This window comes from Halomonas sp. TP35 (genome assembly GCF_052375975.1).
Classification (GTDB): Bacteria; Pseudomonadota; Gammaproteobacteria; order Pseudomonadales; family Halomonadaceae; genus Vreelandella; species Vreelandella citrativorans.
The window spans coordinates 1-19,774 of record NZ_JBQSUZ010000018.1 but is presented as its reverse complement, the minus strand read 5'-3'; the positions used below and the strand labels follow the sequence as shown (position 1 = coordinate 19,774).

Sequence of the window (19,774 nt, the reverse complement as noted above, 5' to 3'; positions counted from 1 at the left end):
TATTCAATACTCGGTTTATACCGTTATCTTGCTTCTTTAAACAACGCCTACTATCAGAACCATCTGCTTACATTTTTCAAAGAAACGTTAAGCAAACAAACGTGGCAAATGGGCGGCGGCAATCAGCGATTGAGTATATGCATGCTGAGGCGAGGACAGCACGTCAAGGCAAGGGCCCTGTTCGACCACTTCACCATCCTTTAGCACCATAATACGGTGCGCCATGGCACGTACTACGGCTAAGTCGTGGCTAATAAATAGATAGCTAAGCTGACGACGTTCCTGTAACTGACGAAGTAGCGTCACAAGCTGCTTTTGCACGGTACGGTCCAGCGCTGAGGTCGGCTCGTCCAACACTAGAAGTTCAGGCTCTAAAATAATGGCTCGGGCCACGGCTATTCGCTGGCGCTGCCCGCCGGAGAACTCATGGGGATAGCGCGCCGCACAGCCTTCAGGTAAACCCACCTCAAGCAGCGTTTTTTGTACACGTCGGGTAACTTCATCGAGTGAAAGTGCGGGATAGTGAAAACGTAGCCCCTCACTCACAATATCAAACACCGGCATGCGCGGTGAAAGCGCGCCGTATGGGTCCTGAAATACCATTTGTAAACGATGACGCTGGCGCCGTAGTGCATTGCCTGTAAGCTGGCTCAAGGTGGCATCACCCAAGATAACGTCTCCCTGACTTTGCACCAAGCGCATAATCGCGGATGCCAGCGTCGTTTTACCGGAGCCTGACTCGCCGACAATGCCCAGCGTTTCACCGGGCGAAATACTCAAGTCGGTTGCTTTAAGCGCTTCAAAAGGGGGAGGCTGACGTTTAAATAGTCCGGTTTTGGGGCGCTGAAAACTAACGCTTAGCTGTCGAGCGGTTAATAAGGGCGCCGTATTGGCAGGCGTTGCCGGGCGGCCTTCAGGTTCTGCTGCTAGCAGTGCTTTGGTGTAATCACTTTTAGGGTTTTGAAAAACCTCTTCAACCGGCCCCATTTCCTGAATCTTACCGCGATACATCACGCAAACCCGCTCGGCATAGCGGCTTACAAGATTCAAGTCGTGGCTGATAAACAGCATGCCCATGCCATGCTGATCGCGAAGCTCTTTTAAAAGGCCGAGTATGTCTTGTTGCACGGTGACATCCAGCGCGGTCGTTGGCTCATCGGCGATCAAGAGTGATGGGTTATTGGCAATGGCCATGGCAATCGTGACGCGTTGGCGCTGACCACCGGAGAGTTGATGAGGCCAGGCATCCAACAGCTCATCAACGCGGGGCAGTTTCACTTGCTCAAGCAGTTCTCTGGCCCGCGCTCGCGCCGCTTGCCCACTTAACCCTTGATGCAGGCGCAGGGTTTCACCAATTTGCTTACTGATACGGTGCAAGGGGTTGAGTGATGTCATGGGTTCTTGAAATACAAACCCTACACGGTTGCCACGCACGCCGTTCCAATCGCGCTCGCCAAGTTGATTGAGATCAGTATCCTCTAACCAGCGTTCGCCGCTTATCATGGCATTACGGGGTAAAAGGTTAATAGCCCCCAGTGCTGAAACGGACTTGCCCGAGCCGGATTCACCCACAATAGCCAGCGTTTCGCCTGCATTGACCGTTAATGAAAGCGCATCTACCACTACATTATCATCAAAGGCAATCGTGAAATCCGTTAGCCGAAGTAGTGGTTTAGGCATGTTGGGCGTCCTGCGCAGGCGTTTGGCGCTGATTAATGTGGCGTGGGTCGAAGGCATCGCGCAGCCCTTCACCAATAAAGACAAGCAAGGAGAGCATCACGGCAAGCGTCATGAAGGCGGTAATACCTAGCCATGGCGCGTGCAGGTTATTTTTACCCTGAGCGGCAAGCTCCCCCAGGGATGGGGAACCTGGCGGCAGGCCAAAGCCCAAAAAGTCGAGCGCTGTTAACGTACCAATCGCCCCGGTAAACAGAAAGGGGATAAACGTTAGGGTAGCCACCATGGCATTCGGCAGGACATGGCGCCACATAATCAGCCGAGACGGCAACCCCATGGCTTTTGCTGCGCGTACGTATTCCAAATTGCGTGCTCGTAAAAACTCGGCCCGCACAATATCGACCAGGCCTAGCCATGAAAAGAGCAGCATAATGCCCAGCAGCCACCAAAAACCGGGTTGCACGAAGCTTGCTAAAATAATCAGCAAAAACAGTACCGGTAGCCCCGACCATATTTCAGTGACCCGTTGGCCTATAAGGTCCACCTTGCCGCCAAAATACCCCTGCACACCGCCCGCTAGAACGCCTAACGCCAGCGACCCTGTCGTAAGCACTAACGCAAAAAAGACAGAGAGCCGAAAACCGTAGATAACGCGGGCCAGCACATCGCGCCCTTGGTCATCCGTGCCCAGCCAGTGGCGGCTATCCGGGGGAGCTGGTGAGGGTTGTTGCATCTGCATGTCCAGCGTTTGATAGGAGAACGGAATAAGCGGCCATATGGCCCAGCCGTTGTCGCTAATTTGCTGTTGAATAAACGGGTCCAAATAGTCAGTACGGGTGGGAAGAAAGCCCCCGAAATCTGTTTCCGGATAATCCACCAGTAAAGGTGTATACCACTGCCCGTCGTAGTTCAGAATAAGCGGCTTGTCATTGGCAATCAGCTCGGCAAACAGGCTAATAATGAACAGCACACCAAACAACCAAAGCGATATCCGCGCGCGACGATTTGCTTTAAAGGCGGCTAAACGGCGCTGCGTAATGGGGGATAGCCGTGATGTAAAACCGCTCATTTTCACGACTCCCTCGTTGCAAAGTCGATGCGTGGATCCACCCACACGTAGGTCAAATCGGATATCAGCTTTAGCACAAGCCCGATGACCGTGTACAAAAATAGGGTGCCGAAGATGACCGGATAATCCCGCTGCATAACGGCTTCAAATCCTAGAAGGCCCAGCCCATCAAGCGAGAAAATCACCTCAATCAGCAGGGCGCCGGTAAAGAAAATCCCAATCATCGCGGCCGGCAATCCCGCAATAATGATGAGCATGGCGTTACGAAAAACATGACCGTACAAAATGCGCTGTTCGTTAGCCCCTTTGGCGCGAGCAGTGAGCACGTATTGCTTATGAATTTCGTCTAAAAAGCTGTTCTTGGTCAGCATGGTAAGCGTGGCAAAGCTGCCGATAGCGGCCGCCGTGACGGGCAACGTGATATGCCAGAAGTAGTCTTTTATTTTGCCGCCTAGTGAAAGGTCCGCAAAATCTGGAGAGGTTAGCCCTCTGAGAGGAAACCAGTCCCAATAGGTACCGCCCGCAAACAGCACAATCAACAGGATGGCGAATAGAAAGCCCGGTATCGCATAACCGACAACCACCAGCCCTGAGGTCCACACATCAAAACGTGAGCCGTGGCGCAAGGCTTTACGAATACCCAGTGGAATGGAAATCACATAGACCAACAGGGTGGTCCATAAGCCCAGAGAAATGGATACCGGCAGGCGCTCAATTATCAGCTCGATCACCGGGCGGTCGCGGAAAAAGCTGGTCCCGAAGTCGAGCGTAAGATAATCGGTCATCATGCCTATAAAGCGTTCATGGGCTGGCTTGTCGAACCCAAACTGCTGTTCCAGCTGTTCGATAAAGCGGGGGTCAATACCCCGTGAGCCCCGCGAATCATCGCTTACTTGAACATCTGCGCCGCCCATGTCTAAACGTGTGCTGGCCATGGCATTGGCGCCTTCAAAACGCGCTAGCATCTGATCAATGGGGCCGCCAGGCGCGGCTTGAACGATCATGAAGTTAAGCAGCATGATGCCGAGCAGCGTCGGTATCATCAGTAGCAGTCGGCGTAGGGTGTAACGTGCCACAGAGTGCACTCCAATCGTTATTATTTAGCCTTTCAGCGACCTCGGTGGCGGCGCTGTAATTCTGCTTCACGGTCGGTATCGACCCACCAGGCATCTAAATCCATCGCGTATTCTGGGAAAGGCTCTTGATAGCCGAACTTGTCCCATACCGCAATACGCGCTTCGCCGGAGTGATAGTGGGGGATGGTGTAAAACCCCCAGCGCAGCACCCGGTCGAGCGCGCGCGTAGCCGTATCCAGTTCCTCCCGGTTCTCTGCGCTAATAATGTCCTCGATTAATGCATCCACTGCCGGGTGAGCGAGCGCCATTCGGTTACGGCTTTGCGGCGCTTTGGCGGCCTCACTACTCCAGAAGTCGCGCTGTTCGTTACCGGGGTTATTGGATTGGGGGAAGTGGCTGATCACAATATCGTAATCGTAACTACGCTGGCGATTAAGATATTGGTTAATGTCCACTATCCGCATGGTGGTCTCTACACCGAGACGCGCCATATTGCGCAGCATAGGCTGTACCACACGCTCAAGACTCGCATCATAAAGCAGCACTTCTAACTGTAGGGGCTTGCCTGTTTCAGTATGAACCAGTGTGCCGTCTTCCACCTGGTAGCCCGCTTCGTGCAGCAAGTCGAGCGCCCGGCGTAAGCGTTCGCGCAGATCCGTCGGTTGGTCGATAGGGAGTGCATCGGTAAATATTCGGTCAGAGCGATGAGAGGCTAAAAGCTCCTCCCGGTAAGGCTCAAGCAGGGCGAGCTCTTCCTCTGAGGGCAGGCCATCAGCTTGCATCTCTGAATTCTGGAAATAGCTTTCGGTACGCTGGTAGGCGTTATAAAAAATATTGGTATTCAGCCAGGGAAAGTCGAACGTCAGGCTGAGCGCTTCGCGTACGCGCGGGTCCTGGAACTTCTCCTTACGAAGGTTGAATACGAACGCCTGCATGAGCGAAGGATTTACATCAGGCACGGTGATGCGTTTCACCAATCCTTCGCGATACGCCGGGAAATCGTAGCCAATGGCCCAGGTCGCCGCACGGGCATCGGTCCTGAAATCGGTTAAACCCGCCTTGAATGCTTCCCAGGCAATATCCCTGTCTCGGTAATAGTCGTAAACCACGCGATCAATATTGTAGCGGCCGACATTAACGGGTAGGTCTTTACCCCAGTAGTCGTCGTCCCGTTGATATACGATGCGCCGGCCTGGGTCGACGTCACTGATGCGATAAGGGCCGGAGCCTGGGTGTGCTGCCAGTGTCGGGGCGGTAAAGTCACGGGGTTCCCAGTAGTGGCGGGGGAGGATCGGTAACTGCGTGACGATTAATGGTAATTCACGAGACTCAGTACTGCTAAATTCGAAGCGAACCTGGTGTTCATTTAGCGCAATGGCGTTATCAACATCGGCATAGTAACTGGCGTAAAAAGGATTACCCTCTTCACGCAGCAGGTTAAAGGAGAACACCACATCGTACGCAGTTACCGGCTCGCCATCTTGAAAACGTGCTTCGGGGCGGAGGTCAAACTCAATCCACTCCCGGTCAGGGTCCAAGCGGACGGCCTCCGCCAGTAACCCATACACGCTGAAGGGTTCGCCTGGATTGCTGGTCATTAACGTATCGTATATCTGGCCTACACCGGTGGCAGGCGTGCCACGAATGATAAAGGGGTTGGTGGAATCAAAGCTGCTGCCTACGGCGGTGTGGGTGATGGTGCCGCCCTTGGGAGCCAGTGGATTAACATGAGGGAAGTAGGCGAAGTCGGCAGGTAACTCAGGGCTATCGTAAAGTGACAGCCCGTGCACCGTCTGAATAGAGGTATTGTTGCTTGCGACGCTACCTACAGGCGTTAGGCTATTTCCAGCCATGATCTGCGGTTGAGGTTCAGCCTCTGTCGGTTCTGCAAAGGCTGACATACTCATGATGAAGCAGCTAACGATTAGCAGCGTCTTTACAAACACACCACGTGGCATTGGTTACGTCCCATGTGAGCAGATCTTGTCAACTCATTGCCCTGAAAGTGTCAGGAGTTGGCCTGGTTGTAAAGCATTAGGTCGATCAAGCGCATTCCAGCGTATCAAGTCATTTTGATTAACCTGGTAGCGGCTGGCAATGGCGGATAGATTGTCTCCACGTTCAACACGATGAACATTGGGCGCTTGTGTCGAGGCAAGCTCGCTAGACGTGGTTTGCGAAAGCTGAGCTAATACCTGTGTATCCGCTTCCTCAGGTACTAAAAGCGTTTGTACATTGCGGGGGTCGATGCTGCCGTTAAGCAGCCCCGGGTTTAGCTCCGCTAGCGCTGATTGGCTGACATCTAAAAGCTGTGAGGCTTGAGCAATACTTAAGGGTTGCTCAAGTTTTACTTTGGCAAAGGCCGGATCCATGTGAATGTCTGGCAGGCTAATATCAAAGCGTTCCGGATCATTAATGATGGTCGCGATCGCTTTTAGTTTGGGAATGTACTGCATGGTTTCATGCGGTAACGATAGATCCCAATAGTCACCCGCCAGCCCCTGATTTTGTGCCTTGTGTAGAGCGCGATTAACGGTGCCCGCTCCGGCGTTGTAAGCCGCCAACGAAAGCATGATGCCGCCCTCGTACCACTGATCCGCCTGCATCTCAAGGTAATCAAGCGCCGCTGCGGTTGAAGTGAGTACGTCCAGGCGCCCATCATAATTGCCGTTACGAACCAGACCCAACGCATCACCTGTGTTGGGCATGAATTGCCAGAGCCCCGCTGCACCACGATGGCTACGCGCACTGGGGTCGAAGGAGCTTTCGACAAACGGAATCAAGGCGATTTCGCCGGGTAGGCCGCGATCACTTACCTGTTGAGTGATCCAGGCAAGCCATGGCGTGGCGCGCTCAGTAATCGTGGCTATGTTTTCGGGGCTGGCGCGATAATATTCGATCCACTCATCAACACGGGCCTGAGCGCTGGGGGGCAGTGTTAGCTCCTGCCACTGAAACGTTTGACGCAGCGCTGTCCAGGCATCCTGATGCTGAAGCTCCAGATCTTCCCAGAAACTAGTGTGGAAAGACGTTGGAACCGCCTGCGTTGAAGGCGTGTGCTCTGTGTAGGAAGTATCGCTATTAGAAGGGCTATATGAGATTGCTGAGGCTTGTGAGTTAGCGGCAGCGGCCAATAACAAGCCCATAATTACCGTACTGCCAGCGCTTAATACCAAGCGCTGTCGCATCGTTCGATAGGTCATAGTTTAATTCATTTGGTTTCTGGAGCGTTCTTAAAATCGGTTCTTCCACTCACGTAGAGTGGTGAACGTCGCGAGGTCGTTGTCATTAGCTCCCTGTTCTCCTGCCGCTTGGCGTACGCTTTGGGTACTGACGCGCAGGTAGGGGTTAATTTTTAGCTCGCGTCCTATTGTGCTGGGTAAGGTGGGGCGATTTAATGCCCGAGCCTTTTCACACTCACTTAAGGCATAAGTCACATCGTCATTCTCTGGGTCAGCTGCGTGGGCAAATACAAGATTCGCCTGTGTGTATTCATGAGCAGCAAAGACCAATGTATCGGCAGGTAGTTCCGCGAGTTTGTTCAACGATGTATGCATTTGTTCGGGTGTGCCTTCAAATAAGCGGCCACAGCCTGCACAAAACAGCGTATCTCCACAAAACAGTAGTGCCGGAATACCTGGCGTAAAAAAGCTAATGTGATCAAGCGTGTGTCCGGGGGTTGCCATGACATCAAATTGGCGTCCCATCACACGCACGGTGTCGCCGTCACCGACACGCTGATTAATACCCTGAATATCCGGATTCGCTGGACCAATGACATGGGGGGAGTAGCGCTTGATGAGCGTTGCCAAGCCCCCCGTATGATCATGGTGATGATGCGTAATCAGAATGGTGTCCAGCGTCAGCGATTCACGCTCTAACAGTTTGATGACAGGGTCGGCCTCACCGGGGTCCACCACGCAAACGCTTTGACTGGTATCTTGTCTCAATAGCCAAATATAGTTGTCGCTAAGGGCGGGAATCGGTGTCACGCTCATCATGGGCGAGATCCTTTTAAGGGTTGCAAACCTGCTGTCATTACGCTGATAAATACGTTGAAAAGACACATAGAAAGCGTTAAAAAGCCGTTACTTTGGAGGGAAGCGCTGTCCATGTCAAATTCGACAACGGCCGATAAGGCGATGACCAGCCGCTTGGTAAATAGCCAAGCCTACTGGAAAATGGATGCTGGTCGATCACTTTGGGACGTGCAACGTGCTTGCCTGGGGCCCGTGGTTGAAAGCCGGGCAGGCAGGCATAGCCTGGAGATAGGCATGGGGCCTTCTTTGATGACCATGTCGTCGATACCTCACGCGGTCCGCTGGGTTCCAACGGTTGAATTTGCCACCAGCCCATCAACGTTGGTCTGCCCACCTGACCGCTTGGCGTTACCTGATCGTTGTATGGACGTGGTGATCATTCACCACTGGCTAGAGCAATTGGAAAATCCCCATCACACCCTACAAGAAGCGGCACGAGTGACGGCTGACAACGGAATGCTGGTGCTATTTGGTTTTAATCCTCTGAGCGTTAAGGGCCTGGCACATCAGTGGCGTAAACGCCGGCCCGAATTCCCTTGGAACGGGCAGTGGCACAAGCTTGGGCGACTACGTGACTGGCTAGCATTTGTCGATTTTGAGGTCGAACGCGTAGACTATTGCTGTTTTAGAGGCTTGTTGAATGCGTCTTGCCCCGAAGGGCGAGAGGCGCTGGGGCGTCGGCATAATTTGCCCTGGGGGGAAAGTTACATGATCCGGGCACATCGCCGCCAGCAGTCGGCTTACGTCAAACGCATTAAGTTTGCGCTACAACGCCCTGTTTCCTCTTCATCGCTCGGTGCTACACGCAGAGGTAAGCCGGCGCATAACCAGTCTCATCAGGATACGTAGCGCCAATACCTGTTAATAAAGGATGGAAAGATTGAGTAATCAAGCGGCCGAGCAGCTACCGCAGGTCACGATATATACCGACGGTGCATGCCGGGGAAATCCTGGCCCCGGCGGTTGGGGGGTGGTGCTGTCTAGCGGCGAGCATGAAAAGACCTTAAAAGGTTATGAAGCTGACACCACCAATAACCGGATGGAATTAATGGCCGCCATTATGGCGCTGCGCACGCTCAATAAGCCGTGTGAGATCGCACTATGGACCGACTCTCAGTATGTTCGCCAAGGCATTACTCAGTGGATTCACAACTGGGTTAAACGCGGCTGGAAAACCGCCGCCAAGCAGCCAGTCAAAAACGCCGAGCTGTGGAAAGCGCTGCACGAAGAGACCCACCGACACAAGGTAGAGTGGCACTGGGTAAAAGGGCATAGCGGGCATCCAGGTAATGAGCGCGCTGATGCGCTCGCCAATGAAGCCATTGATGAGCACCAGCAGAGGAGAGCGTGATGCGCCAAATTATTATGGATACCGAAACGACCGGTATCGACCCCAAGGATGGCCATCGCATTGTAGAGATTGGCGCCGTTGAAATGGTGAATCGCCGTTTTACTGGGCGTACCTACCACCAATACATCAACCCTGAGCGGCATATCGACGCAGAAGTCGTGGCGATTCACGGTATTGATGATGAAAAGGTCGCAAACGAGCCAGTGTTTGCTCAAATAGCGGACGAGTTTTGGGCTTTTATCGAAGGCGCAGAGTTGGTTATTCATAATGCCCCCTTCGATGTGGGCTTTATGGATCATGAATTTGGCCGGTTAAATAAGCAGCGCAGTGGAGCGCCATTAGGTCCGGTGCGTGAGCACTGCCGCGTTCTGGATACGCTCACAATGGCCCGGGAACTGCATCCAGGTCAGCGTAATAGCCTGGATGCCCTGTGTAAGCGTTATGACATTGATAACGGCCACCGTGTGCTCCACGGGGCGTTGCTCGACTCCGAGATTCTGGCCGACGTTTATCTGGCCATGACGGGGGGGCAAACGGCATTGACGCTGGATGCTGCCACGTCTTCAGAAGAGCAGCAGGCCGATTCGTCAAATGAAGGCCTATCGGTTCAGCGGCTAACGCTTACACCTGGACAGTTGCGTGTCATCCGCCCAAGCGCACAAGAGCACGCCGCTCATCAGGCAAAATGCCAAGCACATAAGCTGAATTGGTTTGAGGAACGTGATCACAATGCTTAGGCGTGAGATTCCCCACCATGTACGTGAAGGGCGCGTTGTTCGTCTATCGCGCAGCCAACTGGCGCCAGCCCCTTTATCGGGCGACCAGGAGCTGACGCCGCTTCAGCCTTATCAGCCTTGGACTGAACAAATGCAGCCGTTGTGTTATTGGAATGACGAGCCAGTAGCGCTATGGGTTGATAAAGAGCCGGGTGATGGCTGGATTGATGGGCGCCAATGGATGGCAGACCTGCCCAGCGGGTGGTTTAGCTTGATTTCTACCGCGCTTCAGGTTGGCGCATGGCTTGAAAATCACCGTTTTTGCGGACGTTGTGGCGCTGCGGCCACGAGGCTTGAAGCTGAATTCGCCATGCACTGTAATGCGTGTGGGCACCGCAACTATCCACGCATTTCACCGTGTATTATCACTCTGGTCACCAGTGGTGAAGCGATGCTGTTAGCACGAAGCCCACGTTTCCCGCCAGGACGCTACTCGACCCTGGCAGGCTTTATTGAGCCGGGTGAGTCAGCTGAAGAGGCTGTCCATCGTGAAGTGTTTGAGGAAGTGGGTGTACATGTTGATAAGCTGCGCTACTACCAAAGTCAGGCATGGCCATTCCCACATTCACTGATGTTTGGTTTTTTTGCTGAAGCGACCACGCGGCGTATTAATATCGATGGGGTAGAAATTAGCGATGCGGCCTGGTTTTCGCCGCGGCAACTACCCTCGTTGCCGCCGCCGTACTCCATATCACGTGAACTGATTGAAACGCATTTGGCTAAATGGCGTGAGTAAGCCACTAACACCCTTGCTTAAAAAGTTCACAGCGAGCGTTTAGTTGGGAAACAGGCTGGTGAGTTTGGTGGCCAGCATTACGTTGCCGGTTGCTTTTAACTTGCCAGTCATAAAGGCGGTCATGCCATTGATATCACCGGTCATAATACCTTTGAGGGTATCTGTGCCCATGCTCAAACTGACCGAAGGGTCGTCATGTTCGCCTTCTTGAACATCCAGAGCGCGATCCTTGATAACAAGGTAGTGATCACCCGCATCTTCAAAGTGAAATTGAAATACCTCGTCCATACCCTCAGCCGCATCCGGATTAAATCGTGCTTTCAACTTATCAAGCGTGCTGTTTGACATAACTATCTCTCCATAGGCGGTAAAATATATAAATGGGTCATCAATGACCCGATGAATGTGAATGAGAGTATTTTAAACAATCGTTTAGTTCAAGCCGTGTGAACGGATATTGAACGATAGTGCTAAACCTCGGCAGGAGCGTATACGTGAGTGAATGGATAGCAGAGATGGGCACCTTTTTGGTGCAAGCGACGATTGTTTTTGGGTTGCTGGGAGGCGTCGCCTTGCTGATCTTGCGCAGCAAAGCGGCTCAAGAAAGTGATCTTCGGTTGCATATTGAGCCACTCAATGAGCAGCGCCAGTCGCGTAAGCGCCGTCTTCGTATGGCTGCCACTGAGCAGGGCGCGCGCAAAAAGATGCTTAAGGGGTTTCGCCAGGAAGACAAGAGTCGTCAAAAAACAGCGAAAAGCAAAGATGCCACTCCATCAAAAAACAGAGTATGGGTGCTGGATTTCCACGGCGATATCAAAGCTTCTCAAACGGAGCTTTTTGCTCAGGAAGTATCGGCCATTATTGATGTCGCTGAGCCCAATGACGAAGTAGTGGTACGCCTGGAGTCTGCCGGTGGGCTTGTGCATGCCTATGGATTGGCTGCCGCACAACTGGACAGGCTGCAAAGCGCGGGTCTTACTACCACCGTGTGTATCGATAAGGTGGCGGCCAGCGGCGGATATATGATGGCCTGTACGGCTCAGCATATTAAAGCTGCGCCGTTTGCGGTAATCGGCTCAATTGGTGTGGTCGCTCAGGTGCCGAACATTCACCGACTTCTTAAACGTCATGATATTGACGTTGAGCTACTTACGGCGGGTAAGTACAAGCGCACGCTAACGGTGATTGGCGAGAACACTCAAGAAGGTCGTGAAAAATTTGTAGAAAATCTGGAAAATACTCATCGCCTGTTTAAGGACTACGTTAGTAGTCATCGCCCTGAAATGGATATCGATACCTTGGCAACAGGGGAGATTTGGTACGGCAGCGAAGCAGTTTCCAATCAGTTGATCGATAGCCTGGGCACCAGTGAGGCTTATCTGGTTGAACGAATGGTAGACGCCAATGTATACCATGTGCGCCTTGAAGCGCCGAAAACTATTAGCCGCAAAATAGGCTTGGCGGTCTCGGCGGGTGTAGAAAACGCCGCGCTAAAGGCTCTCAGCATGCTGGAGGCCTCCGGCTGGCAGCGTCGGTAGTCTCTAAAAAACAGTGCGTTTTCTTACGTTGTATAGTGCTGCGCCAGGGTGTCTAAAATTGCCTTGGCGCTGTCGCTACGCAAGGAGTAATAAATGGTTTGTGACTCACGTCGTGTATTGACCAGCTCATCCCTGCGTAAAATAGCCAGATGTTGCGAAAGCGCCGATTGGCTCAGTGAAAGCTGCTGATTAATCTGCGTGACCGAAAGCTCCTCCTCGGCCAGTAAGCAGAGTATTTGTAGTCGTTTTTCATTCGCCAAGGCTTTTAATAAATTCGTAGCTGATACAAGATTTTGGCAGTTATTTTCGAGCAGACATGCAGCGGCGCTTGAGGACGCAGACATCATAATCTCCTTGCCTACACTGGACGGGAAGCGGTCATTTTTAGTGTTTATACATGCATTTTTATCAATTGTTATGCCATCGCCGCAGTGCAACGATGATTAATTTAATAATCGGTAATTTAGTGAGTTTTGTCCAAATCTTCATTTAACGGTTAATCAATGATAACGCTGGCTCTTTAACGTCTTCCCTGGCCCATTGTCCGTCTTTAGCCGATAGTATGAGGGTGAGTACGGCAATTACTTTATAAAGTAGAAGCTATTCAGTGTTGCTTCGATAATACAATAAAGACAGGGTCATTATGAGCCGCTACCAAGAAGCCTACCTGCAAGCGAACAGTCAGCCCGAACACTTCTGGGCTGAGCAGGCCAAACGCCTGCCCTGGTTTACGCCACCCACACGGATTCTTTCCTATGATGACCAGCAGCATGCTCACTGGTTTAGCGACGGTGAGATCAACATCTGCTATGCCGCGCTCGACCACCATGTTGAGCAGGGCCGAGCGGATCAGCCCGCTCTTTACTGGGATTCACCCGTAACGCATGCCAAGGCAACGTTAACCTACCGGCAACTGCGTGACCAGGTAGCCTACTTTGCCGGCGCGCTTTCGGCACTTGGCGTAAAAAAAGGGGATCGAGTGGTGATTTATATGCCCATGATCCCTGAAGCCTTGGTCGCGATGTACGCCTGTGCACGGCTTGGGGCCGTCCACTCCGTCGTTTTTGGCGGTTTTGCGCCTCACGAGCTTGCGGCAAGGATCGAGGATGCTGAACCCTGCGTTGTGGTTGCTGCTTCCTGTGGTGTTGAGGTGGATAAGGTCATTCCCTATAAGCCAATCATTGACCAGGCGCTGGCATTAAGTGCTCACCAGCCGAATGCCTGTGTGATTTATCAGCGTGACATAGCACCGGCAACCTTGGGCGAACGTGATTATAACTGGAAGGATTTAGTGGCCAGCGCCGCCTTTGCTGAATGTGTTCCCGTAAAAGGGACCGACGCTCTGTATATCTTGTACACCTCAGGCACTACGGGAAAACCTAAAGGTGTGGTACGAGATACTGGCGGTTATGCGGTTGCGCTTGAATACTCGATGGAGGCAATTTACGCCCTGGAGCCTGGCGACGTATTTTTTACTGCCTCAGATGTGGGGTGGGTGGTAGGCCACTCCTATATCGTTTACGCCCCGCTACTGCGAGGCTGTACCAGCGTTGTTTATGAAGGCAAACCGGTAAATACACCCGACGCGGGTAGCTTCTGGCGCGTTATTGAGGAATACAACGTCAAAAGCTTCTTTACTGCGCCCACGGCTTTTCGGGCAATTAAAAAAGCGGACCCGGATGCCGCGCTGTTTTCCCGGTACGATATCAGTAGCTTGAAGCACGTGTTTGTAGCGGGTGAACGACTTGACCCGCCTACATTTCATTGGCTGGATGATCTGCTGGATGTGCCGGTGATTGATCACTGGTGGCAAACCGAGACAGGCTGGCCGATTGCTGCTAACCAACCAGGCCTGGCAACCATGCCTATTAAAGCGGGGTCGGCGACCTTGCCGGTGCCCGGGTTTAATGTACAGGTGTTAGGCCGCGACGGCGAACCCGCAGCACCCATGGAGCAGGGGAGTGTGGTTATCAAGCAACCGATGCCGCCTGGGTGCCTGGTGGGCATTTGGCGTGACCCCCAGCGTTTTCATAGCGCTTATATGGCGGCGTTTCCGGGTTACTACTTAACCGGCGACGGCGGCTACTTCGATAAAGAAGGTTACCTGTTCATTATGGGACGCACCGATGACGTGATCAATGTGGCAGGGCATCGGCTCTCCACCGGAGAAATGGAGGAGGTGGTGGGGGCGCACCCTGCGGTGGCTGAATGTGCGGTGATTGGCATCCACGATATGCTGAAAGGGCAAATCCCCCTTGGCCTGGTGATTCCCAAGGATGGATTTAACGGCGATGAAATGGCGCTTGAAAATGAGCTGATCGCGCGTGTCCGTGAGTATATTGGTCCTATCGCATGTTTTAAGCAGGTGCTGGTGGTCAACCGTTTGCCGAAAACCCGCTCTGGAAAAATATTGCGAAAGCTATTGCGCACGATTGCAGATGGGAAGGCGTTTGGGATTCCCTCCACCATTGATGATCCGGCAAGCCTGGAGGATGTGCGTATCGCGATGTGTGAACGCGCCATCGGTGATGCTGATAAAGCAACGGCGCTTGATTGAGTCAATTAAGCACTGATAAGCAGGGTGGCGACTTTTAATGCAGTTAAGAACGCGTATAATGCGCGGCCAGCAGCGCTATGCGCTTTCTTATGAGGGTTCCCTAACCCCTCTTGGCTTGTAAAAAAAGGTCATTTTGCATGTTTGCACTAAGTGATACGCAGTACCGCCGTTGCCTCGTGGTAATGGTCGCCTTCCATATCGGTATTATTGCTGCCAGTAACTACCTTGTTCAACTGCCGTTTACGCTCTTTGGGTTCCATACCACCTGGGGAGCGTTTAGTTTTCCGTTTATCTTTCTGGCCACTGACTTAACGGTCCGCCTTTTCGGCAAAAATGCTGCACGCGCCATTATCTTGCGTGTGATGCTGCCCGCTCTGGTCGTGTCGTATGTTGTTTCGGTCGTCTTTCCGCGAGGCAGTTTTGCCGGGTTTGAAGCACTTGGCGAGTGGAATGTGTTTGTGGCGCGCATTGCGTTGGCAAGCTTTCTTGCATACGTCATAGGGCAGTTACTGGACGTGCAAGTATTTGATCGCTTGCGCCAATTGGCCTGGTGGGTAGCGCCGGTATGCTCGACGGTGCTTGGCAATCTTGCTGACACTTACGCGTTCTTCTCAACCGCATTCTATAACAGCCCTGACGCCTTTATGGCCGCAAACTGGTTAGAAATTGCCGCGGTGGACTATGCCATAAAGCTCGCCATCAGCCTGCTGTTCTTTTTACCTTTGTACGGCTTGCTGCTTGCCTGGTTGACGCGTCGCTTGGTGGTTTGGACGGGGCATACCGACCTGTCTCCGCATACGGTTTAATAATGTACGGCTAATCGTTGTTGCTTAACAATGACGGCCTTGTTGACAATCACCTGATTAATCAACGCTTAGGGAGTTTACATGACTGATGCTGCCACGGTGGATCTTCACTATCTTGAAATGGAGAGTGAAGCAGCTCCCGATGCGACACCGCTTGTGGTGATTCATGGCTTAATGGGTAGTGCCGACAACTGGCGCTCCCATTTGAAAGTCTGGCAGCGTTCGCGCCGCGTCATTGCCGTGGATTTACGTAACCATGGTCGTTCACCGCATAGCGATGATATGCGTTATGCCACGATGGCCCAGGACGTCATTGCACTGCTCGATAGTCTCTCTATTACTCAGGCGCATGTGCTTGGCCACTCCATGGGCGGTAAAGTTGCTATCAGCCTTGCAAGGCTGGCGCCCCAGCGCGTAGTGACGTTGACAATAGGCGATATCGCCCCGGTCGTTTATCAGCATGGCCATGATGATATTTTTGCGGCCCTTAAGCGTGTTAGAGAAGGTCGACCAAAAAATCGTCGTGAAGCCGATGAGCTGCTGGCTGAACACGTTGATTCGCGATCTACACGCCTGTTTCTGGCGACCAATTTAGCGCGTACCGAAGAGAGCGAGTTGGGACTGCGTATTGGGCTGGATGAGATTCAGCGAGGGTATGACGATATTATTGACCTGCCTGCTGGAGAGGCCCCTTATGAAGGCCCGACGCTCGTGCTTCGCGGCGCCCAGTCGCACTATGTGACGGACGATATGCTGCCTGCCTTGCGTGAAATGATGCCCCAGGCGCGCGTAGTAACGCTTAAAAATGCGGGTCACTGGCTTCACGCGGAGCAGCCTGAGGCGTTTCAGCAAGCCGTTGAGGCTTTTTTGGAACACCATGAGCGCTAGGCTGCTTGAAAATAGTGCCTGCACTTAACAGGTCTTAATGATAAGCCCCCGCTACGAGTTTCTCCTGAACAATAAGCGCTCCCGGATTAAAGAGTGTAAGGGTCAATGGCCAAACGCGATGTGGGCAGTTCAGCGTCTATTAGCCCTTGCTGTAAAAGATACGTTTCAAACGTTGCATAACGGCGTGCGTTCAAGGTAGCAGGGCTTAATGCGATCCGGCGCAGAATATCCGGCCAAGCGTTGGCATTGGTTGCGTTATCAAGAATGGGGTGAGCACCAATCAGCGTTTCCCAAGCGGACTCCGGATTTTCCACCATCCAGTTGCTGGCTTCTTCTAGCGCCACCAAAAAACGTGACCACGTATCGGCTTTTTTGACTAATGAGTTGCTATTGGCCACTACAATTAGCCCATCATGGCGAGGAATGCCCAGCTCGCTATAGCGCACGGTATGGGTGGCTATACCGTTTGAGGCTAATTGCTCAGGCAGGAAATGATAAAAGCCATCGGCAATGGCATCTACGCTCTCTTCAGTAAACGCATTGACCACATTAAAATGAACGCTTTGAGGTTCTAAAAATGCATCGGTTTGGCGTACGGAGCGCGGCACGAGCTTGGGAACCAGCAAGTTGGCACCTTCTCGGGTGTTGTAGCCATAATGAAGCCCGGCTAGGTGCGTCGCATTTTCCGGTTGAGCGTCGCCAGTGACAATGACGGCGTTAAGCGGCGTTTCAATCAATGTCGCAATGCGCGTGATGGGAGCATCTTCGTGGGCAAGTAGATGCAGCAATGGCTGGCGCGTTAACGCTAAATCCACTTCTCCCGCTGTCAGCAGCTTTATGGCGATCGCAGGGTCCGCCGGTGTTTGAAGCTCCACTTCCAGCCCCTGTGCGCTAAATAGGTCTCTCGTTTGTGCAATGACCAAGGCCGCATGCTGAGGGCTAAGATACCAGTCCAGCATTAAACGTACGCTTTTCAATGGCGGCGGCTCAAGCGGAGCCGGAGGTGCCAGTGCCGTAGTGGGCACTTCATCAACAACATCACTGTCAACTGATGGCCACAGCATGTCAGGAATCATAATGTCACTTTCAAGAGAAAGCGGTGTCTGATCCTTCTTCGGTGTGTCTTGTTCTGCATAAGCTAATGAATATGCGAAAAATAAACAAAAAATCACTATCAAAAAACGTAAGTGCCTATAACCAGAAAGGCAACGTGACATAATCATAACTCCTGATATCGAGATGGCGGAGTTTATCCCTGACAAACGGTGCGTGACTAGCCTTGAACGCGTTGGCCTCCTGAGTTCGCACAGTAAATGTAACGGTAGCATGCAATAATAGTGTGGCATTGATGTAGAGACGGAGAGACATGGACGGAATTTACACCTTCTTTTTAATTGGTGGTTCTCTAATGGCACTGAGCATTTTGGCGAGCCGACTCTCGTCAATGGTTGGTGTGCCACTTCTGCTCATCTTCCTGGGACTAGGTATGCTGGCAGGGGAGGAAGGCGTTCTTGGCGTTGCCTTTGACGACTACTCAATGGCGTTTACAATTGGCCACTTGGCACTGGCCATGATACTGCTTGATGGCGGTTTACGTACGCGCCTTAAAACATTCCGGGTAGGTTTTAAGCCGGCACTTTCGCTGGCGACTTTCGGGGTTTTTATCACCAGTGCGGTCGTGGGCATGATCGCTATGTGGGTGTTTGATTTAACGCTGGTGCAAGGGTTGTTGGTGGGCGCTATTGTGGGCTCTACCGATGCTGCCGCCGTTTTCTCCATGCTCAGTGGTCGTGGCGTGAATCTCAACGAGCGGGTAGGTGCAACGCTTGAGATCGAATCGGGTACCAACGACCCCATGGCGATCTTTCTGACCTTAATGCTGGTAGAGCTTTTGGTTGGTGATATGGGAGGGGTATTTGAAACCCTTACCTTCTTTGTTTCCCAATTTGGTATTGGCTTGATTGTCGGCATTGGTGGTGGTTGGTTAAGTGCCAAGCTGCTCCGCTCGCTCGATTTAGCGCCCGGCCTTTATGCCATGCTGGCATTGGCGCTGGGCTTTAGCGTTTTTGGGCTTACCAGTGTGCTGGGAGGCAGCGGCTTTTTGGCGATTTACCTGGCAGGCCTGATGATCGGTAACCAGCCTGGCCGCCATCTTAACTTTATTCTTCCTGTGCACGATGGCCTGGCGTGGTTAAGCCAGATTGGTCTCTTTCTTGTCCTTGGACTTCTTGTTACACCCAGTGAGCTATGGAATGTTGCGTTGCCTGCAAGTTTGGTAGCGTTGGCGCTTATCTTTATTGCTCGCCCTTTGGCGGTACTAATTACCATTAAGCCATTCTTTAAATTTCGCTGGCGTGAAACTTTTTTTATCGCTTGGGTAGGGTTAAGAGGGGCAGTGCCCATCGTGCTGGCTATTTTCCCCGTCATTGGAGGGGTTGAAAATGCGTCGCTTTACTTTAACGTCGCCTTTGCGGTTGTGTTGTTGTCCCTATTGATACAAGGCGGCTCGCTCACGCTGGCAGCCCGATTATTAAAAGTAGAAGTGCCGGTAGGTACAACGCCTAACCGCCGTGGACCGCTGGGGATTTTGCCAGATAACGACTTTGAGATGTTTGTTTATGTTGTCGAAAACCGGGACCTCGAAGATGTGCCCATTCGGCTGTTACGCTTCCCATCGGGTGCGCTGATTTCAGCGCTGTTTCGTAATCACACCATGCTTCATCCCAAGGGCAGCACACGGCTAAAATTAGAGGATGTCATCTGTGTGATAGGACGCACAGAAGATCTTTCCGCGCTAAACCGCTTATTCAATGGTGATGCTGGCCTCAAGCATGAGCGTGCGTTCTTCGGTACCTTCACGCTAGAGGGCGACGCACTCATGCAGGACGTTGCTCAAGCATATGGCTTAACGCTAAGCCCGGGTGAGCATAGTATGACCCTTGCCGAGTTCGTCGCACTGCGCGTGGGTGGGCATCCTGTAGTGGGTGATGATGTGGATTGGCATGGTATTCACTGGGTCGTCAGCGAAATGGAAAAAGGCACGATTACCCGTGTAGGCCTGCGATTGTATTAATTGGGCTAGAAGGTGTTGACTTCCAAGGGAATACTGCTATTATACGCACCCATAAGCCGGAGGGATGGCAGAGCGGTTGAATGCACCGGTCTTGAAAACCGGCATAGGTTAATAGCCTATCTAGGGTTCGAATCCCTATCCCTCCGCCACCTCGATTCTAAAGCCCCGTTTTTACGGGGCTTTTTTC

Annotated in this window: 18 protein-coding genes and 1 tRNA gene; 10 read left to right on the top strand and 9 right to left on the bottom strand. The window is 52.4% G+C overall.

The genetic code is table 11. The features are described from left to right. Positions 1-87: 87 nt before the first annotated feature. From ACT3RU_RS15795 to gloB, 6 genes are all read right to left on the bottom strand, one after another. Positions 88-1,680 carry an ABC transporter ATP-binding protein gene (locus ACT3RU_RS15795; protein ID WP_263974281.1) on the bottom strand — a complete coding sequence of 531 codons (1,593 nt, stop codon included), beginning with the start codon at positions 1,678-1,680 and terminating at the stop codon, positions 88-90. Next, complete coding sequence (locus ACT3RU_RS15790) at positions 1,673-2,746, bottom strand: ABC transporter permease (RefSeq protein WP_192527068.1); 1,074 nt, start codon at positions 2,744-2,746, stop codon at positions 1,673-1,675. The genes ACT3RU_RS15795 and ACT3RU_RS15790 overlap by 8 nt, the downstream gene beginning before the upstream one ends. Before the next feature lie 2 nt (positions 2,747-2,748). After that, positions 2,749-3,822: a microcin C ABC transporter permease YejB gene (locus ACT3RU_RS15785; RefSeq protein ID WP_087111388.1), complete on the bottom strand. Its 1,074-nt coding sequence runs from the start codon at positions 3,820-3,822 to the stop codon at positions 2,749-2,751. Between the two features lie 32 nt (positions 3,823-3,854). Continuing rightward, entirely contained in the window at positions 3,855-5,675 is a 1,821-nt protein-coding gene (locus tag ACT3RU_RS15780; RefSeq protein ID WP_412767829.1) for an extracellular solute-binding protein, read from the bottom strand. 138 nt (positions 5,676-5,813) lie between these two features. Beyond that, a complete protein-coding gene (locus ACT3RU_RS15775; RefSeq protein ID WP_192527066.1) occupies positions 5,814-7,025 on the bottom strand; it encodes a transglycosylase SLT domain-containing protein in 1,212 nt (403 codons plus the stop codon). A 30-nt stretch (positions 7,026-7,055) separates the two neighbouring features. Continuing rightward, complete coding sequence (gene gloB, locus ACT3RU_RS15770) at positions 7,056-7,823, bottom strand: hydroxyacylglutathione hydrolase (protein WP_192527065.1); 768 nt, start codon at positions 7,821-7,823, stop codon at positions 7,056-7,058. Between the two features lie 111 nt (positions 7,824-7,934). Here gloB and ACT3RU_RS15765 point away from each other — a divergent pair, with 111 nt between their 5' ends. The 4 genes from ACT3RU_RS15765 to nudC are packed head-to-tail and all read left to right on the top strand — an operon-like array spanning position 7,935 to position 10,725. Next, positions 7,935-8,711 (top strand): class I SAM-dependent methyltransferase, encoded by a 777-nt coding sequence (locus ACT3RU_RS15765; RefSeq protein WP_087111380.1) that lies wholly within the window; start codon positions 7,935-7,937, stop codon positions 8,709-8,711. A gap of 22 nt (positions 8,712-8,733) precedes the next feature. Continuing rightward, positions 8,734-9,213, top strand: coding sequence for a ribonuclease HI (gene rnhA / locus ACT3RU_RS15760; protein WP_412767827.1), 480 nt, complete (start codon positions 8,734-8,736; stop codon positions 9,211-9,213). Then, entirely contained in the window at positions 9,213-9,950 is a 738-nt protein-coding gene (gene dnaQ, locus ACT3RU_RS15755) for a DNA polymerase III subunit epsilon (RefSeq protein WP_172118769.1), read from the top strand. The genes rnhA and dnaQ overlap by 1 nt, the downstream gene beginning before the upstream one ends. After that, positions 9,943-10,725 (top strand): NAD(+) diphosphatase, encoded by a 783-nt coding sequence (gene nudC, locus ACT3RU_RS15750; RefSeq protein ID WP_192527063.1) that lies wholly within the window; start codon positions 9,943-9,945, stop codon positions 10,723-10,725. Before dnaQ ends, nudC begins: the two co-directional genes overlap by 8 nt. A gap of 39 nt (positions 10,726-10,764) precedes the next feature. On the opposite strand, the gene ACT3RU_RS15745 is transcribed toward nudC, so the two are convergent. Continuing rightward, positions 10,765-11,073 (bottom strand): SCP2 sterol-binding domain-containing protein, encoded by a 309-nt coding sequence (locus tag ACT3RU_RS15745; protein ID WP_172118767.1) that lies wholly within the window; start codon positions 11,071-11,073, stop codon positions 10,765-10,767. A 146-nt stretch (positions 11,074-11,219) separates the two neighbouring features. Here ACT3RU_RS15745 and sohB point away from each other — a divergent pair, with 146 nt between their 5' ends. Next, entirely contained in the window at positions 11,220-12,263 is a 1,044-nt protein-coding gene (gene sohB, locus ACT3RU_RS15740; RefSeq protein WP_192527062.1) for a protease SohB, read from the top strand. Positions 12,264-12,286: 23 nt separating this feature from the next. Here the strand turns inward: sohB and ACT3RU_RS15735 are convergent, their stop codons facing one another. Then, on the bottom strand, positions 12,287-12,607 hold the full coding sequence (locus ACT3RU_RS15735) for an ArsR/SmtB family transcription factor (protein ID WP_087111368.1): 321 nt from the start codon (positions 12,605-12,607) through the stop codon (positions 12,287-12,289). Positions 12,608-12,906: 299 nt separating this feature from the next. Between ACT3RU_RS15735 and ACT3RU_RS15730 the strand changes: the two genes are divergently transcribed. The 3 genes from ACT3RU_RS15730 (at position 12,907) to ACT3RU_RS15720 (ending at position 16,514) form a co-directional block, all read left to right on the top strand. Then, positions 12,907-14,820 (top strand): propionyl-CoA synthetase, encoded by a 1,914-nt coding sequence (locus ACT3RU_RS15730; protein ID WP_192527061.1) that lies wholly within the window; start codon positions 12,907-12,909, stop codon positions 14,818-14,820. A gap of 137 nt (positions 14,821-14,957) precedes the next feature. Next, complete coding sequence (locus tag ACT3RU_RS15725) at positions 14,958-15,626, top strand: 7-cyano-7-deazaguanine/7-aminomethyl-7-deazaguanine transporter (RefSeq protein ID WP_087111364.1); 669 nt, start codon at positions 14,958-14,960, stop codon at positions 15,624-15,626. An 81-nt stretch (positions 15,627-15,707) separates the two neighbouring features. Beyond that, a complete protein-coding gene (locus ACT3RU_RS15720) occupies positions 15,708-16,514 on the top strand; it encodes an alpha/beta fold hydrolase (protein WP_192527060.1) in 807 nt (268 codons plus the stop codon). An 86-nt stretch (positions 16,515-16,600) separates the two neighbouring features. Here ACT3RU_RS15720 and ACT3RU_RS15715 read toward each other — a convergent pair whose 3' ends face one another. Next, positions 16,601-17,578 carry an ABC transporter substrate-binding protein gene (locus ACT3RU_RS15715; RefSeq protein ID WP_225733742.1) on the bottom strand — a complete coding sequence of 326 codons (978 nt, stop codon included), beginning with the start codon at positions 17,576-17,578 and terminating at the stop codon, positions 16,601-16,603. A 302-nt stretch (positions 17,579-17,880) separates the two neighbouring features. Between ACT3RU_RS15715 and ACT3RU_RS15710 the strand changes: the two genes are divergently transcribed. Both ACT3RU_RS15710 and ACT3RU_RS15705 read left to right on the top strand, forming a co-directional pair. Next, on the top strand, positions 17,881-19,587 hold the full coding sequence (locus ACT3RU_RS15710) for a potassium/proton antiporter (protein WP_192527058.1): 1,707 nt from the start codon (positions 17,881-17,883) through the stop codon (positions 19,585-19,587). 58 nt (positions 19,588-19,645) lie between these two features. Beyond that, a tRNA-Ser gene (locus ACT3RU_RS15705) sits at positions 19,646-19,736 on the top strand. The last annotated feature ends 38 nt before the right edge of the window (positions 19,737-19,774 follow it).

Coding starts and splice junctions, on each gene's coding strand:
- ACT3RU_RS15795 (WP_263974281.1), bottom strand. CDS start 1,680: ATGCCTAAACCACTACTTCGGCTAACGGATTTCACGATTGCCTTTGAT.
- ACT3RU_RS15790 (WP_192527068.1), bottom strand. CDS start 2,746: ATGAGCGGTTTTACATCACGGCTATCCCCCATTACGCAGCGCCGTTTA.
- ACT3RU_RS15780 (WP_412767829.1), bottom strand. CDS start 5,675: ATGGCTGGAAATAGCCTAACGCCTGTAGGTAGCGTCGCAAGCAACAAT.
- ACT3RU_RS15775 (WP_192527066.1), bottom strand. CDS start 7,025: ATGACCTATCGAACGATGCGACAGCGCTTGGTATTAAGCGCTGGCAGT.
- gloB (WP_192527065.1), bottom strand. CDS start 7,823: ATGATGAGCGTGACACCGATTCCCGCCCTTAGCGACAACTATATTTGG.
- ACT3RU_RS15765 (WP_087111380.1), top strand. CDS start 7,935: ATGTCAAATTCGACAACGGCCGATAAGGCGATGACCAGCCGCTTGGTA.
- rnhA (WP_412767827.1), top strand. CDS start 8,734: ATGGAAAGATTGAGTAATCAAGCGGCCGAGCAGCTACCGCAGGTCACG.
- dnaQ (WP_172118769.1), top strand. CDS start 9,213: ATGCGCCAAATTATTATGGATACCGAAACGACCGGTATCGACCCCAAG.
- nudC (WP_192527063.1), top strand. CDS start 9,943: ATGCTTAGGCGTGAGATTCCCCACCATGTACGTGAAGGGCGCGTTGTT.
- ACT3RU_RS15745 (WP_172118767.1), bottom strand. CDS start 11,073: ATGTCAAACAGCACGCTTGATAAGTTGAAAGCACGATTTAATCCGGAT.
- ACT3RU_RS15735 (WP_087111368.1), bottom strand. CDS start 12,607: ATGTCTGCGTCCTCAAGCGCCGCTGCATGTCTGCTCGAAAATAACTGC.
- ACT3RU_RS15730 (WP_192527061.1), top strand. CDS start 12,907: ATGAGCCGCTACCAAGAAGCCTACCTGCAAGCGAACAGTCAGCCCGAA.
- ACT3RU_RS15725 (WP_087111364.1), top strand. CDS start 14,958: ATGTTTGCACTAAGTGATACGCAGTACCGCCGTTGCCTCGTGGTAATG.
- ACT3RU_RS15720 (WP_192527060.1), top strand. CDS start 15,708: ATGACTGATGCTGCCACGGTGGATCTTCACTATCTTGAAATGGAGAGT.
- ACT3RU_RS15715 (WP_225733742.1), bottom strand. CDS start 17,578: ATGCTGTGGCCATCAGTTGACAGTGATGTTGTTGATGAAGTGCCCACT.
- ACT3RU_RS15710 (WP_192527058.1), top strand. CDS start 17,881: ATGGACGGAATTTACACCTTCTTTTTAATTGGTGGTTCTCTAATGGCA.